Raw genomic sequence first — 15,331 nt, 5'->3', positions numbered from 1 at the left:
ATCGACTTTTCGGGGCAGTAGACGACCAATCCGAAGAATGCGCTGGAGGACCAAGTTCGTGTCGTCGCCGGAGGTGGCCTCGCCCGACTTCGACGTTATCGGTTCGTTGCGAGCGGATCTGCCCAGTTGTCTGCTCGATCTGACGTCCAGCCACGGCACCAAGCTCAGCTTCCGCATTACCCTGGCCTGATGGCCCAAGCTGATCTCTTGCTCGAAGCTCCGATCGCGGCAGTCACGGTGTATCCGAACAGCGCCCGCGTCACGCGACGCGGCGTGCTCGACGTGAATGCGGGGGACAGCCGCGTTGTCCTCGACGGTCTGCCGATGCAGTTGGATGCGGAATCCGTCCGCGTCGCGGGTCGGGGTGCTGCAACGGTTCTCGGCGTCGACGTCGGTGTTCGGCACCACCCGGAGACGTCCGACGACGCGGTTGCCGTGCTGCACGGTCGCCGTCGCGCACTGGAGGCCCGGCTGCGGGAATTGGAAGACGCGATCGACGTCGAGTCGACCCGCAAGACCTTCCTCGACGGACTGTCGAACCATGCAGGCTCGAGCTTCGCACGCCAGATCGCCGCGGGACGCGACCCCGATGTCGCCGGGTTCGCCGAGACACTCGCGACGGGCCAGGGCGAGCTCCGAGCGCGACAACGCGCGTTGCGAGTCGACGTCGAGCAATGTCAACGTGAGATCGCCGCGGTTGCAAGAGAACTCGACGACCGATCCGCCCAGGTCGAACCCGATCGGCTCGCGGTCACCGTCGCGATCGCAGCTGAGGCCCATACATCGGTGGAGTTCGAGGTCAGCTACCTCGTCTCCTCGGCAGGTTGGTCGTCGACATACGACGTCAGGCACGCCGACGACCGCATCGGCGTCAGTTGGTACGGCGTGATCAGTCAGTGGAGCGGCGAGGATTGGCCGGAGTGCGACCTCGCGTTGTCGACCGCTCGGGTATCGGGATCGCTGACCGTTCCCGATCTTTCACCCTGGTACCTCGAACGCAGACGGCCCCTGCCGCCGATGCCGAAGATGGCACGGGGTGGTTACGGCGGTCCGCCCGGCGCCCCGGCACCGATGCAGGCCTTTTCGGCCCCGATCACCGATGCCGTCGAGATGGTGACCGCGACGGCGACCGTGGAACAGGGTGTTGTTGCCGCAACCTATCGTCCCGCACGGCCTGTCGCGGTCCCTTCCGACGGCGAAAAGCACAGGGCGACAATCGCGGTTCTCGATATGGAGAGTCACCTCGACTACATCACGGCACCCGTGCTCAGTGCCGAGACGTACTTGCGGGCCACTGCGACCAACACCTCGCCGCACACTCTTCTGCCGGGTCGTGCAGCGATCTTCCACGGCGCCGAGTTCGTCGGCGCCACCGATCTCGAATCCTGGGCGCCCGGCGAAGAAGTCGAACTGGCGCTCGGCGTCGACGACCGGGTCCGCGTCGAACGCGAATTGATTCGCCGAACCGCTGGACGTAGCTTCACCTCCAACCGACGCGAAGCCGCGTATCAGCTCACGATCACCAACCACACGCCCCGCCAAGCGAAAGTAACTGTACGAGATCAACTTCCGGTCTCGCGTGACGAGGCGGTCGCAGTGAAAGACGTGCGGATCGAGCCGCGACCGGCCGAGGTTACCGACCTCGGCGAAGTCACGTGGGTCCTCGATCTCGCCGTCGGCGCGAAGGCGGAGCTGACGATGAGCTTCCGCGTCGATATCGGCAAGGGCATCGAGCTTGCGGGTTGGCGGGACTGACTCCCCTCGGACCTGCTCGGACTAATGGTTCGCCACGACATGCTCCATGCGGGCCGCCACATGTGCTTGCGCTGCTTCGCGTCTCGACGGTCTGTGCTCGGTCGGCCACAGACCCGGCGCGGGTTGGTAGCCGCGGAGCAGTTGCTTCGCCAACGTCACCTGATGCACTTCGGTCGGTCCGTCGGCGATGCCCATGATCTCCGCATAGATCATCATGTCCGCGAACGGCATCTCGTCGGATACGCCGAGGGCACCGTGCAGATGTAGGGCCCGCTGTGCGACATCGTGCATGACTCTCGGCATCGCAACCTTGATGGCTGCAATATCTTTGCGCACCAACAGATAGTCCTGATGCTTGTCGATCAGCCATGCGGTCCGCAGGACGAGGAGGCGGAACTGTTCCATTTCGATCCAGCTGTCCGCGATCTTCTCCTGCGTCAGCTGTAGCGATCCGAGGGTCCCGCCACGGACTTGGCGAGAGACTGCTCGCTCGCACATCATGTCGAAAGCCTTGCGTACCAGCGCAACCGTCCGCATCGCGTGGTGGACGCGACCACCGCCGAGCCGCGTCTGCGCAACGGCGAAGGCTCCACCTTCTGGGCCGAGGAGGTTCTCCGCAGGCACCCGGACGTCGGTATAGCGCACGTAGGCTTCGTGATCGCTGAAGCCGGCGACGCGGACGTTGCGGACGATCTCTAGCCCGGGCGTCTCGGCGGGCACGATGAACATCGACATACCCTGGTAGGCACTCACACTCGGATCGGTCACCGCGAGCACGATGTAGAACTCGGCGAAAGCGGCGACGGAGTTGAACCACTTCTCGCCGTTGAGTACCCACGAATCACCATCGCGCACAGCGTTTGTGGTGAACAGGGTCGGGTCCGAGCCGGCGTGGGGTTCGGTCATCGAGTAGCAGGAACCGATGTCGCCGTCGAGTAGCGGCTGCAGATACTTCGCCTTCTGCTGTTCGGTTCCGTAGTGCGCGAGAATTTCGGCATTGCCCGAATCCGGTGCCTGACAACCGAAGATGGACGGCGCCCATGTCGACCGACCCAGAATCTCGTTCAGCAGTCCGAGCTTCACCTGGCCGTAGCCTGCGCCACCCAACTCGGGGCCGAGGTGGCAGGCCCACAGCCCCTTGTCCTTCACCGCCTGTTTGAGAGGCCGGGTGTAGGCCATCGCCTTCTCGTCCGAGCGATCGTACGGATTCTCGAAAACCAGGTCGAGGGGCTCGACCTCGGTTCGAACGAACTCGTCGGCCCAGTCGAGTAGTTCTTGAAACTCCGGCTCCGTTTCGAAATCCCATGCCATCGAAAGACTCCCTCACCTAGTTGTTTTCACGCCGTCGAGCAGTAGTGCGGCGAGCAGATCGCCGATTTCTTCGGGAGTGCGGCCGCCACTGGGGCGGTACCAGAAACTCACCATGTTCACGGTGCCGAGCAGACTGTTGGTGATCACGTGGTCGGCGCTGGCGAACGCGCCGTCCGCGTAGCCCTTGTCGAGCACCTGCTGCCAGCACTGCTGAACTCGATCTCGCAGTTCCTGCAACTCCGCTGCGTGCGTATCGTCGAGACTTGTGCCGTCCCGCAGTTGAATCCGCACTTCGCGACTGTGCTCGACGATGCGGGTGACGTGACTGCGGATCAGGTTGCCAAGGGTGAGTGTCGGCTCGTTGCCCGCAGCGACGATCGCTTCGGCTTCGACCAGCAGTTCGGTGACGTAGTCCCGCAGCACTTCCCACAGCAGCTCTTCCTTCGATTTGATGTGGTAGTACAGCGCACCCCTCTGGACGTCGGCTCTGGACCCGATCTCCGCGACGCCGGTACCGTGAAAACCTTTCTCCGCGAACAGCTCGAGTGCTGCCTCGACGATGCGGCGACGGGTGTCGCCCGCGTCGGGGTCGGAGGCGGGTGGGCGGCCACGTCGCCGTGGTGTCGTCATCGTCAGGCAGCCGGATCGAGGACGATCTTGCTGACCCCGTCGGTTCGACCGGCAAACATCTCGTATGCGCGCTCGCCCTCCGACAAACCGAGTCGATGTGACACAACCTCTTCGGGGCGAAGACGTCCCGCAGCGGTGAGCCGGAGCAGCGTCGGTAACTCGTATTGGACCGAGCAGAGCCCGATCGTGAATTCGAGTTCCTTGACCTGGGCAAGGGGCATGTTGAACGCGTACTTCGTGTTCTGGTTGACGCCGATCACGCCGACCCTGCCTGCGCGTCGGACTGCGCTCGTAGCCAGTTTGATGGTCGCATCCGCGCCGACAGCTTCGATGGCGACGTCGGTGCCCTTGCCGTTGGTGAGTTCGCGAATCCGGGCTTTGGGATCGTCGGAATCGATGGGCTCCGCGCCCATCGCTGCCGCACGGGTGCGCCGCTCCGGCAACAGGTCCACCCCGAGCACGCGGGAGGCGCCCATTGCGAACGCCGATTGGATCGCGAGTAGGCCGACCGGACCGAGTCCGACGACCGTCACGGTGTCGCCGGGAGCGACTCGCGCTCGTCGCGCGCCATACCAGGCCGTTGCTGCGTTGTCGGCCAACACCACGGCGGCGTCGTCGGAGATCGAATCGGGAAGCGCAACAAGGTTTCCATCGGCGCGGGGGACTGCGAGCAGTTCTGCTTGCGCTCCCGGCAGTGCCGAGCTCAGGCCGTAGCAGGCGGTCAGTGCGGTAGTGCCGGTCTCGCAGCCGGCGACGACGCCTGTCGCGCACGACTGGCAGCGCCCGCAGCCGACCGAGGCGGGCACGAGGACCCGCTGGCCAACGACGAAACGGCTCACTGCCCGACCGACCTCGACGACCTCTCCGACGGCCTCGTGCCCGACGCAGAAGCCGAGGTCGGCGCTGAAGCCGTGGCCGCCGTAGATGTGCAGGTCGCTGCCACATATGCCGGTGGACGTGACGCGGACCAACGCGCTGTCGTCGTCTCCGATCATGGCGTCGGGAACATCGCGATAGCGGATCGCCTGCGGGCCTTCGTACACGAGCGCTTTCATTTGATACCGCCGTCGAGCCGCAGAATCGCACCGGTGCAGTAGGCCGATGCATCGGTTGCGAAATACAGTGCTGCGCCGATGATGTCGTCCGGCACGCCGACCCGACCGAGTGCAATGTTCGCCTCGAGGTGCTCACGCAGTCCGGCCGGCCAGCCGTCGGCGATGTCGGTCGCGAACGGACCGCACTGAATTGCGTTGGTACGGACTGTCCTACCGAACGACTGCGCCAGTCCTTCGGTCAGTGCGTTGAGTCCGGCTTTCGCCGCGGAGTACGGCAGTGCCAAACCGTCGGCCCTGATCGCGCCGATCGAACTGATGTTGATGATGGAGCCACCGTCGCCCGCAGCCATACGAGTGCCGATGACGGACGAAAGTCGAAACGGTCCTTTGAGATTGACGCCGATGACCTTGTCGAACAGTGCTTCGCTCACCTGGTCGAGACTCGGGTAGAGCGGCGAAAGGCCGGCGTTGTTGACGAGTACGTCGACGCGGCCGAACTCGGCGTATGCAGTCTCGATCAGAGCGTCGCAGTCGTTCCAGTTGCTGACATTCGCTGCGACGGGAAGTGCTCGGCGACCGTGTTTTTCGCGGATTTCGGTGGCGAGCTTCTCGCAGCTGTCCAATTTTCTGCTGGCTATGACGACGTCCGCGCCTGCCGCCGCGAAGGCTTCGACCATCGCTTTGCCGAGTCCGCGGCTGCCGCCGGTGACCAATACGACCTTGTTGTGCAGCTGCATCCACTACCTCCGCAATTAATGTATTGATCGGTACAATACATAGCGAGGTGTAGTCGCGCCAGAGTGTCGGATGCGTTGGTGCTCGATGGTTAGATGGATTCGATGAGTACCGCGGGGACAAAGGGCGTGCCGCGCGCAGAACGCGAGCAGCAGATTCTCGATGTCGCGACCGACGAGTTCGGTACCAGTGGCTACGCCGGGATCTCGATCAACGCCGTGGCGGCGAAAGCCGGCATATCGAAGCCGCTGATCTACGGCTATTTCAAGACGAAGGACGGTCTCTACATCGCCTGCGTCGAACGTGCAGGTGCAACCTTGGTCGGCGCGATCGAAGACGTACTGGTCACCAACGAGCCCACGCTCCAGCTTGCGTCGGAGACGCTTCGCGCGGTGTTCGAGGCGCTGGCGCCGCGCCCCAACGACTGGAACGTCATCTTCGACAGGACGGTGCCGAAAACCGGTGCAGCGGCCGACGCCGCTCGCAAGGTGGTGGCGCAGATCGGCGATCAGGCGTCGCGCGGCGTCGCTAGTTTCCTCACTGCAGGTGGGCTCGACGACGAGTTGGATATTTCGGCTCTCACCGAGGTATGGGTGAGCAGCGTTACGGCACTTGTCAATTGGTGGCTGCGGCACCCGGATCAGACGGCCGAGCAAATGGCAGACCGAAGTGGCCGCATTCTTGCGGCGCTTGCTGGACGAGCCTCGCTCTGACGCGCTGAGGTTCAGACGAGGTCCCAGTATTCGTGGGGATGGAAGTAGTGATTGATTCGGGGTTTTCGCGTCGGGTCGGTGTGTTTCGGCGGAACCCACAGAATCCGGCCGGGATACTGATGATCGGATCCGGCGACGATGGTGTGCCAGTCGGTGTCTTTGAGTCCAGCCAGTGGATGGTGCGCGTCGCAGACGAGTGCCAGTTGATCGACGTCGGTGAGCCCGAGTTCGGCCACCCATTCCCGGCAGTGATGACACTGACATATATTCGCTGGTCGCCAACATCCCGGGAAGGTGCAGCCTTTGTCCCGGGCATAACACACCAGACGCTGATCACCCTGCGCGATCCGTTTCGATCTGCCTAGGTAGATGGGGCGGCCATCATCGTCGAACAACGCCAGATAGTGGTGCGCATGAGCCGCCATCCTGACGACATCTCGGATCGGAAGTAACGATCCGCCGCCGGTGATCGCAGTCCCGGACGCCTCTTCGAGTTCTTTGACGGTCATGGTCGCGACGACGGTGACCGGGAGACCGCGGTGCTGGCCGAGGGTGCCGGAGGCGAGCGCGTCGCGTAGCACCATTGTCAGTGCGTCGTGTTGACGCTGCCCGACCGACCGGTCGTCGCGTCGGACGACGTCCTCGTTCGGTTCGGCATCGACCGTCGAGTCGGCGTCTGCCGGATTTCCGACACCGGGTTTCGCGTATTTCGCGAACAGCGCCTCGAGGTAGGACCGCAGTTCCGGGTCGACGCAGAAACTGCCTTTGGTCATCAGGTCGGTGCCCTGCTTACCGAGGATGAAAGTCCGTTTGCGGTCGCGGTCCACCTCGGGTGCGTTGCCGTCGGGATTGAGGTAGGCGAGGATCCGGTTGCCTGCGCGGCGGAGTTGGTCGGGCCGCAGGATCCGGGCTTGCTCGGCAAGTTTGGCTTCGGCTTGCTCGCGGGTCTCGGCGTCGACGTAGTTGGGGACCTGGGCGAAGAATTCGCGGATCACGGTGATGTGGGCACGGTCGATCGCCCCGTCACGGTGGGCGGCGGCGGTGTGCGGGTAGATCGGGTCCAGGGGTGCGCCGGAGAATCCGGTGCGGGGTCCGAGGTCTTCGGCGATGCGGCGGCGGGCTTTGGCTTCGCTGGGATGGATCCGCAGGGTGTTGGCGAGGACGTCGGCGAGGCGGTAGTCGCCGAGTTCGCCGGGGATCCATTGTTCCTGCATGTCGGCGATCAGGACGGTTCCGAAACCGGAGATCGTGCGTGTTGCGGTTTCGAAGCGTTGCACGAGGTCGAGACGGTCGCGGTTGTTCGACAGTTCGCCGAATCCGACGTCACGTAACCCTTGGAGAGCTGTTTCGAACGCGACCATCGCAGCCTCGACCGCCGTGGCGGGTTGCGGTGTCGGGTTCGAAAGCATGTGCTAATCGTAGCGGCACCCACCGACACGGTTTCGACGGAAAGTGCCTGCACAACACCACAATTCCACCTACTACTCGTGAGTCTTTTCGGAGGGCCCGACCTCCGAAAAGACTCACGAGGCGCGCGCCCTAGGTGCCCGCTAGCTGCTGCTGGAATGCCAATGTTGCAGTCGCGCTGGGGATATCGACCGTGTACACGCGAACGGCGACCGAGCTCGGGGAGATGTCGAGCACCATGAACCCGAGATTGCTGAAGTCCTGGTACAGCGCAGGATTGGTGATCCGCGACTGACCGCCGACCGACTTGGCCGCCGCGCCCGAGACGATCTGGTACGCGCCCTTGGTTGCTGCGGTCGGGGTGAGGACCTGCTGTGAATGGTCGTGCCCGGCAAGCAGAATCGGGACTCGGCCGAGGACTTCCTGATCGAAGAAGTCCTTCGCGTAGGTGCCGTTGGCGTGCGGCAGCATCGCCGGAACTCCGTCGTAGGCGCCGGCATTGCCGTGCGGTCCGTTCGCGATGTACGGGAAGTGATTGCACGTGATCTTCCACTTCGCAGGCGACGCCGCCAGACTCTGTCGCAGCCATTCCCGCTGGCCGGTCATGTACGGACCGTTCGGCGCCCAGTAGTTCAGGATCTGCGGAATGTAGGAGCACAGCGGATTCAGATCGAGCACGAAGAATTCGACGATCGGATCGTTGGCAGGGAGAGCAACCGAGTAGTACCGCGACGGCATCCACCAGCGCGGCGAGCGCACGTGATAGCCGACCTCGTTGTTGCCCTTCTCCAGCCAGCTGCCATCGCCCGGAACGATGAGGGAGTTGTCGTGATTGCCGAGTGCCATCAGCCACGGCACGTCCAGGCCGGTGTTGGGTACCTCGAACTTTGGTGCTGAACTCGTCGTCGTCCGGCGTCTCCGCGCCGTCCTCGTAGATGTTGTCGCCCAGGCCGATTGCGAGCGACAGCTGCTCGCCCGCAAACAATTTCTTCGCGGCCTGGGTCACTGCGAGTTGCCCCGCCGCACCTGTTCCGGCGTCACCGGTGACGAGGACGGTGAGATTCTTGCCGGTTGGAAACGGATACTTCGACGCGGTCGCCCGCGCCACCGCGCCGCCGGGGACAAGCGTCGCTCCGACGGCTGCGGCCGCGGCGAGAGTTCCTGTCAACATCGACCGACGACTGAAACTCCGACCGTCGAATGCTTCGTTCACTGTTCCTCCGAAAGCTGCAGCAGGGACTTCCCCTATTCGATACCAAACGTGGTCGACGTGCCGGTGAACGGCGAGAGTCGGCCTACCGCGTCGCGGGCATCGCCGTGGTAGCGCAGGCGATAGGTGCCTGCCGCCGCGTCGTCCGGGATTTGCCACGCTACCTCGACGACCGACCCAGCCTTGCCGCGACGCTTCCAACGGTAGGTCGTTGCGAAGTCGCCGTCGTCCGCAATCCTCGCCCAGCCACCTTCCGTCTGCTGCTGGACCTCGAGATAGGTGTCGCCCCGGCGTAGATCGTTGTTCGGGTAAGCGCCGACGAAGGTCGCAACTACACGATCGCCGGCGACGTAGCGGTGTGCGGGTGTCGTCAACTGATCGCCGAAGTCGTGACCCGGGAGGGCCTCGTCCGCGGGCGCCCGTGCTGGTCCGCGGCGCTTTCGGCCAGAGAGGTCCGGCGCCGGGTCGCCGCGGTCGACGGCAACCCCGTCCGCCATCGCGGTTGCCAGTTGCGCCGCGATCTGTTGCAGCGCAGGCAGTTCCCATTTGCCGAACATGGTGCTGCCGCCCTCGTAGCGTTGGGCTTCGTACTCCTCTGGCGTCGTGACGTAGTGGATGTAGCCGTTGCTGTAGCCGGCGACAAGAACGTCGGCCAACTCGGCTCCGACTATGGCTGCGACCGTGCGCCGCAGCCGCAGGCCGGCGACGATCGTCACTTCGCCAGGTATGCCGATCAGGTACAGCTGCCCGATTCGGAACAGCTGCACCGGAACTCGCTCGATGATCATCGGAACGACCTTGTTGATCGATCCCGCTGGAGCGACAAGGCCTTTGGGCGCGTGACTGTCCGCGAGCGAGCCGGACAATCGGTAGATCAGGTGCCGTGAGATCCGATCGAACAACGGGTTGCCGTTCTCGCTGAAGCCTGCGAATCCATCGCCATCCGCGGAGGCTCCCGCAATTGCAGCGGCCCCCGGGATAGGTGCGCCTGTGTGATGGGTCTTGCCGTCACCGGTGAATTCGGGCGCGACTTCGTAGCCGGAAAGCGTGACATACAGAGTTCGGCTGTCCAGCCCGCCAGCGACAGCGGCAGTCTGTTCGGTGAGAGCCTTTGTTGCAGAATCGAACTGGCGCAACCCGATGATTCGGGTGTTGCTCACCTCGTCATCGGTTGGTCCGCTGCCTGGTTTCAGGTTCAGGTTGGGGGACATGTCGCCGGAATTCGTCTGCGCGAACGCGGCGACGAAGGCGGGGGCGTGATCGCGCAGATAGTCGACGTTCTCGGTCAGTCGCTCCCAGTGGTAGCTGGCGTAGCCCTTGTTGTCCGAGCTGATCAACGTGTTGGTGTTGGTCATGCTGGTGTTGTGTGTGGCGAACCACGTGATGGCACCGACCGTTGTTTCCTCGCGTTCCATAGCAAGAACGGTGACCTGCGGGTCGTTGGCCTCGGGGAAGAACGTCTTGTCGTGCAGAGGATTGCGGTCGAAGGCGACGCGGGATCGATTGACGCTGGCGTTGTGCAGTTCGCCGCGTGACAGCGTGAGCGTTGTGGGGGTGAGGTCTGCGTCGGCACGCTCGACGGCCTCGGCGGCACCGTCGACGATGGCATCGAAGGTCTTGGCGCGATAGCCGTTCGTCGTGGCGTTGTAGGTGTAGTGATGGGAGTAGCCACCGGGTCCGCAGTGGGTGTGTGTCGCCGTGATCATCGTGTTGGAAGCCGTGTAGCGAGCGCCGAATCGTGTTGCGATCCTTGCCAACACCGCGTTGCAGATGCTGTCGAAGATCAACGGGAGCTCGCACACCACCAACAGCAGACGATCCGCGCCGTGCTCGAAGACGAACGCCCGCGCGCGTAGGCGGGTGTGAATGCCGTCGCTGCGCTGTTCGGCTTTGCCGTACCCGAGCATCCCGGCGTCGGCGGGTTCTCCGGTGATGTCGGAAATACCGCGGCCGACCGAATAGCTTGTCACTGCTTACCTTTCGCGAAGGACTGCATCCTGCCGCCAGCGGGCCTGACCGAGTCGACTTTGTGATCTGCATAGCGCCGCAGCACAGGTGCTGCGATACTGCCCAACGAGGCCAGTGTCGAACTCGTGCGGTCCGCGTAGATGGCAAATCGCTTCTTCTCGATGCCGTTCACGATCTTTGCCGCCACCAGCTCGGGACTCAATGCTGAAATCGTCCCGCTTATCGCGGCCCTCTCGGCTGGCTTGTATCTGTTCTCGTCGGCTAGCTGGGGAGTGTCGACGTCTGGGGGAAATACGCACCCCACGTGCACACCATGGGGTCGCATCTCGTCGCGTAGCGCCTCCATCAAACCGCGGACCGCAAACTTTGCCGGACTGTATGCGGTGTAGCCGTAGATGCCGAAAATGCCTGCCATGGAGGAGATTGCGACGATGGAGCCGCGCTTTCGTTCGACCATCTCGGGAGCGACCGCGCGAATCGCGTGGAGTGTGCCGAAGTAGTCGACGTCCATCATCTGGGAGTACACAGCGTCGTCCAGTTCGAGGAATCGTCCCGGTCGTGCGACCCCGGCCGAGGTGATGAGGATGTCGCAGTGGCCGGCGGCGGAAACCAGTTGACCAAGTGCATATTCGAGAGATTCACGTTTCGAGACATCAGCCGCGGCGGTGTGCACCGTGCCGCCGTCGCTCCGGATGGTGGACGCGGCCTCTTCGAGTCGTTCGACGCCGCGGGCCAGTAGCGAGACCGTCGCGCCGCGGCGGGCCAACATCGCCGCGGTGGCGAACCCGATGCCGCTCGATCCTCCCGTGATGACTGCATGAGCGCCGGCGATTCGCGTCACCGTCGGGCGCCGTTCGCTGGTGCGCCAAGAGTCCTGTTCAGGTATGCGTTGGTAAAAATGCCTGTGGGGTCGACCTCGTCGCGCAGGTCGACGAAGCGGTCGAATTCGGGGTAGAGGCCGCGTAGTTCGTCTGCGCTGAGGCTGTGCATCTTTCCCCAGTGCGGCCGGCCGCCGACGGCACCGAAGATTCCTTCCAGCGCAGCAAAATACGTGGCGTACTGCATCCGGTGATACTGATGGAACGCGATGTAGCAGGTGTCCCGCTGGTAGGTGGGAGCAAGCGGAATGTCATCTGCGGCAACGAACCTCACCTCGAGTGGAAACGAGATCTTCTCGTCGTGGCTCTCGGTCCAACGCCGGATCTCGCGCAGCACGTCGTCGGCATCTTCGCGGGCGATGGCATATTCACCCTCGTTGAATCGAATGTCGCGTTTGGAGGCAAACGCGTTGTGCGACATGTCGGTGAAGTCTCGGCCACCGAGTGCTCGTGCGCCCACGCGGGTGATCGCCGGAATCGTGCGCTGGTATCGGCTACCGAAACGGAGCAGTCGCTCGAATACGACGTCGGTGAGGAAGTCGTCGTCGAACTTGCTTCGGCGCTGGCTGATCGGCTGCAGGTGCGCGTTGGCTGGCAGCCGGGTCGTCCGACGGGTCGAGGCCAGACGGCTGTGCGGAAACCAGAAGAACTCGAAGTGATCGTTGTCGTCGACGAACGAATCCAGTTCCTCGACAGCACGATCGAGGGACATCGTTTCCTCGACGACGTGCAATGCGAAGGCAGGCACACACTGCAGGGTCACCGCTGTGACTATTCCGAGTGCGCCGAGACTGACTCGCGCAGCGGAGAACAGATCTGGTCGCTCGGTGGGCGAGCAGGTCACGATCGATCCGTCCGCTAGGACGATTTCGAGCCGCCGGATCTGCGTCGAGATGCTGCCGAACTTGGCTCCGGTGCCGTGGGTGCTGGTTGCTGTTGCGCCGGAGATGGTTTGGCGATCGATGTCGCCCATGTTCTCGAGCGCCAGTCCCCGTTCGGCCAATGCTTTGTTCAGTCGATGCAGGGGAGTGCCGGCGGCGACCGTGACGATGCCGGTGGATTCGTCGCAATCGATGATCCCGTCGAGGTGCGTGAGTCGAAGGGATACATCGTCGGGCACGGCGATCTCGGAGAACGAGTGTCCTGAACCGACGGCCTTCACCCGTAGACCTGCTCGGGCCGCATCCTTCACTGCGGCCGCAACCGCGGCACAGTCACGTGGCTCGACGACGCGAGACGGCTGCGCGGTCAGTCGGCCACTCCAGTTGTGCCAGGAGGAAGGCAGAGCTTCGGTCGGTGCGGTCACTTCGGTACTCCTGAGGTCGTGATGTGCTGGGCCCAACACTCCTCTCGAATCGGTGAGTTGTGAAACACCGGCTCCGACCTGATTTACAATTTTTGATTGTGGATGTGTCGAGCAGGAGGCTGCGATACTTCGTTGCCGTGGCCGAGGAGTTGCATTTCAGCCGTGCTGCCGCGCGGTTGTTCGTTGCGCAACAAGCCCTGTCGAAACAGATCAGGGAACTCGAAGACGATCTCGGTGCTCAGCTGCTCAGGCGCACAACGCGTTCCGTCGAACTGACGCCGGCGGGCGAGCTGTTCCTCGAAACCGCGCGCGAGATGCTCGCAACACTGGACGCGGGCGTCGAGGCGACCCGTCGAGCTGCACTGGGCGAGTCAGGTGTCCTGCGTCTGGGGTTCCTCGTCGGAGCAGCGCTCGAACTGACTGCGCCGATCCTCGAGCAGTTCGCCGAAAACTATCCCGATGTCCGCGTCGAACTTCGCGAGTTCGGATTCAACGACCCGGCTGTCGGGCTCGGTGACGGCACCTCCGACTTGGCATTCCTCAGATTGCCGACCGGTGTCACGGATATCGATATTGTGCCGCTGTTCGTCGAGCCATGTGTCCTTGCGCTGCCGAGCGCGCATCGACTTGCCGGTCGGAAGTCGGTCGCCGTCGATGAAGTGCTGGACGAACCCATGGTTGTTGCGCGCACGGCAGATGATGTGTGGCAACGGTTTTGGACGCTCGACGCGCATCGCGGCGAAAAACGCGCAAAGATTGCCTCGTTCACCAACTCGCACACAGAGGAAATTGCCGTTGTCTCGGCAGGCGTCGGGTGCAGCGTGATGGTGGCGGGGGCGGCCAGGCACACTCCGCACAGCGGGGTCCGCTACGTTCCGATCGACGGGTTCGAGGGTTCGGTGGTCGCGCTCGGCTGGCCTGGTGGTCGGCGTTCGGTTCTTGTCGATCGGTTCGTGCAGGTTGCCCTCGACGTCTGTGATCGCGAAACCGACATCGTGTCCCTGATCGAGCACCCGTTCGAGGCGGTGGACCCGGAGGAAAGAGCCCGAATTCGATGATGCAAACACACGTGAGCCGCTGGCCGATCGTCGCCGCGTTTGCGATGGTCGGAGCAGCCACGCAGGTGCTGTGGCTCAGTTTCGCCCCGGTGACGACCGTTGCTGCCGAGCACTACGGCGTCTCCGAGTCGGCGATCGGCTGGCTGACCAACGTGTTTCCGCTGTTCTACGTTGTTTTGGCGATCCCGGCCGGCTTGCTGCTCGATCGGTGGTTCACGCAGGCTTTGGCAGCGGGTGCGGTGCTCACCGCGGTCGGCGGGCTGCTGCGGTTGATCGGCGACGACTTCGTCTGGGTGTTGACCGGACAGATCGTCATTGCGATCGCGCAGCCTCTGGTTCTCAACGCAATCACCGGAATCACCGGACGTTATCTCGCGGAGGAGGATCGTCCCGCCGGCATCGCGATCGGTTCGGCGAGCACGTTCGCCGGGATGATCATCGCCTTCCTGCTCGGCGCGGTTTTCACCGATGCCGAGCAACTCGGCGCCCTCATTGCAATCGGCGCTGCATTATCTGGCATCGCAGCCGTAGTGCTCGTCGTCGCGCTACGAACGCCGTTCGCCTTCTCGCACCGGCGTCCGCCTGCGGGTCTCGCCGCTCTTCGGATCGCCTGGAACGACGACTTCATCCGGCGGCTGTGTGCGCTGGTCTTCTTTCCGTTCGGGACCTTCGTCGCATTGACGACGTTCGCTCAAGCGCTGTTGGAACCCGCAGGTGTGGATTCGGGGACCGCGAGCATCATCCTTTTGCTCAATGTCCTTGCCGGAGTCGTCGGCTGTGCCGTGCTGCCGATCGTGGCTGCCCGACACGGCTGGGAGCTGAAAATGCTTGTGCTCGGCGCTATTACAGCGTTTCTGGGCTGCCTTGCGTTGGCGGTTGCCCCCGGCGCGATCGTGGCCTACGGCAGTCTGACCCTGATCGGTCTGCTGTTGTTGCCCGCGCTGCCGATCGTTTTGGCGATGACCGAGAGGTGGTCGGGCGAAGCGGAGGGTACGGCTGCTGGATTGATTTGGATGTCCGGAAATCTCGGCGGACTGGTAGTCGCGGCAACGGTCGGACTGCTTGTCGACCACCCGGGTTCGGCGTTTCTCGTCGCTGGAATCGCCGCTTTGCTCGCGGTGCCGCTCGTGCGGGGAATCGTTCCGTATTTCAGTTCGGATACCGAGGTCGAAACTGCCGAACCGACGCGTTAGCCAACGCGAGATCAGGGTGCGGCTGGCGAACGACGTTGGTCGCCAGCCCAGTCGGTCTCTAGTGGTCGCGAGACCAACTGCGCTCCGATAGTAGCGCTGAAACCGGGTAGCT

General features: G+C 63.5%; 14 protein-coding genes. 5 read left to right on the top strand and 9 right to left on the bottom strand.

What is annotated here, in order from left to right:
* Positions 1 to 58 precede the first annotated feature (58 nt).
* Positions 59 to 190 carry a hypothetical protein gene (locus tag JGU71_RS30175; RefSeq protein ID WP_267908364.1) on the top strand — a complete coding sequence of 44 codons (132 nt, stop codon included), beginning with the start codon at positions 59 to 61 and terminating at the stop codon, positions 188 to 190.
* Entirely contained in the window at positions 190 to 1,755 is a 1,566-nt protein-coding gene (locus tag JGU71_RS05255; RefSeq protein ID WP_199702998.1) for a mucoidy inhibitor MuiA family protein, read from the top strand. Before JGU71_RS30175 ends, JGU71_RS05255 begins: the two co-directional genes overlap by 1 nt.
* Positions 1,756 to 1,776: 21 nt before the next feature.
* Here the strand turns inward: JGU71_RS05255 and JGU71_RS05250 are convergent, their stop codons facing one another.
* Genes JGU71_RS05250 through JGU71_RS05235 form a run of 4 tightly spaced genes read right to left on the bottom strand, consistent with a single transcriptional unit; the run spans position 1,777 to position 5,488 of the window.
* Positions 1,777 to 3,066, bottom strand: coding sequence for an acyl-CoA dehydrogenase family protein (locus JGU71_RS05250; protein ID WP_199702997.1), 1,290 nt, complete (start codon positions 3,064 to 3,066; stop codon positions 1,777 to 1,779).
* 12 nt (positions 3,067 to 3,078) lie between these two features.
* Positions 3,079 to 3,696 (bottom strand): TetR/AcrR family transcriptional regulator, encoded by a 618-nt coding sequence (locus JGU71_RS05245; protein ID WP_199702996.1) that lies wholly within the window; start codon positions 3,694 to 3,696, stop codon positions 3,079 to 3,081.
* Positions 3,697 to 3,698: 2 nt separating this feature from the next.
* Complete coding sequence (locus JGU71_RS05240) at positions 3,699 to 4,751, bottom strand: zinc-binding dehydrogenase (RefSeq protein WP_199702995.1); 1,053 nt, start codon at positions 4,749 to 4,751, stop codon at positions 3,699 to 3,701.
* The gene (locus JGU71_RS05235; protein WP_199702994.1) at positions 4,748 to 5,488 is read right to left on the bottom strand and encodes an SDR family NAD(P)-dependent oxidoreductase; all 741 of its coding nucleotides are present in this window, start codon (positions 5,486 to 5,488) and stop codon (positions 4,748 to 4,750) included. The genes JGU71_RS05240 and JGU71_RS05235 overlap by 4 nt, the downstream gene beginning before the upstream one ends.
* A 102-nt stretch (positions 5,489 to 5,590) precedes the next feature.
* Here JGU71_RS05235 and JGU71_RS05230 point away from each other — a divergent pair, with 102 nt between their 5' ends.
* Complete coding sequence (locus JGU71_RS05230; RefSeq protein WP_199702993.1) at positions 5,591 to 6,199, top strand: TetR/AcrR family transcriptional regulator; 609 nt, start codon at positions 5,591 to 5,593, stop codon at positions 6,197 to 6,199.
* An 11-nt stretch (positions 6,200 to 6,210) separates the two neighbouring features.
* On the opposite strand, the gene JGU71_RS05225 is transcribed toward JGU71_RS05230, so the two are convergent.
* From JGU71_RS05225 to JGU71_RS05205, 5 genes are all read right to left on the bottom strand, one after another.
* Positions 6,211 to 7,608 carry an HNH endonuclease signature motif containing protein gene (locus tag JGU71_RS05225; protein ID WP_199702992.1) on the bottom strand — a complete coding sequence of 466 codons (1,398 nt, stop codon included), beginning with the start codon at positions 7,606 to 7,608 and terminating at the stop codon, positions 6,211 to 6,213.
* A gap of 130 nt (positions 7,609 to 7,738) precedes the next feature.
* The gene (locus JGU71_RS05220) at positions 7,739 to 8,464 is read right to left on the bottom strand and encodes a metallophosphoesterase (RefSeq protein ID WP_307829507.1); all 726 of its coding nucleotides are present in this window, start codon (positions 8,462 to 8,464) and stop codon (positions 7,739 to 7,741) included.
* 387 nt (positions 8,465 to 8,851) lie between these two features.
* Complete coding sequence (locus tag JGU71_RS05215; RefSeq protein WP_307829506.1) at positions 8,852 to 10,786, bottom strand: neutral/alkaline ceramidase; 1,935 nt, start codon at positions 10,784 to 10,786, stop codon at positions 8,852 to 8,854.
* A complete protein-coding gene (locus JGU71_RS05210; RefSeq protein ID WP_199702991.1) occupies positions 10,783 to 11,625 on the bottom strand; it encodes an SDR family oxidoreductase in 843 nt (280 codons plus the stop codon). The genes JGU71_RS05215 and JGU71_RS05210 overlap by 4 nt, the downstream gene beginning before the upstream one ends.
* Positions 11,622 to 12,968, bottom strand: coding sequence for a D-arabinono-1,4-lactone oxidase (locus JGU71_RS05205; protein ID WP_307829505.1), 1,347 nt, complete (start codon positions 12,966 to 12,968; stop codon positions 11,622 to 11,624). Before JGU71_RS05205 ends, JGU71_RS05210 begins: the two co-directional genes overlap by 4 nt.
* A gap of 59 nt (positions 12,969 to 13,027) precedes the next feature.
* On the opposite strand from JGU71_RS05205, the gene JGU71_RS05200 reads away from it, so the two are divergent.
* Together JGU71_RS05200 and JGU71_RS05195 are read left to right on the top strand one after the other, a co-directional pair.
* On the top strand, positions 13,028 to 14,026 hold the full coding sequence (locus JGU71_RS05200) for a LysR family transcriptional regulator (protein ID WP_307829504.1): 999 nt from the start codon (positions 13,028 to 13,030) through the stop codon (positions 14,024 to 14,026).
* On the top strand, positions 14,023 to 15,219 hold the full coding sequence (locus JGU71_RS05195; RefSeq protein WP_233528788.1) for an MFS transporter: 1,197 nt from the start codon (positions 14,023 to 14,025) through the stop codon (positions 15,217 to 15,219). Before JGU71_RS05200 ends, JGU71_RS05195 begins: the two co-directional genes overlap by 4 nt.
* Positions 15,220 to 15,331 lie beyond the last annotated feature (112 nt).

Origin of the sequence: Antrihabitans stalagmiti, from assembly GCF_016482825.1 — a bacterium.
Taxonomy (GTDB): Bacteria; Actinomycetota; Actinomycetes; order Mycobacteriales; family Mycobacteriaceae; genus Antrihabitans; species Antrihabitans stalagmiti.
The sequence above is the reverse complement of the archived record's forward strand: the minus strand, read 5'-3'. Positions and strand labels throughout refer to the sequence as shown.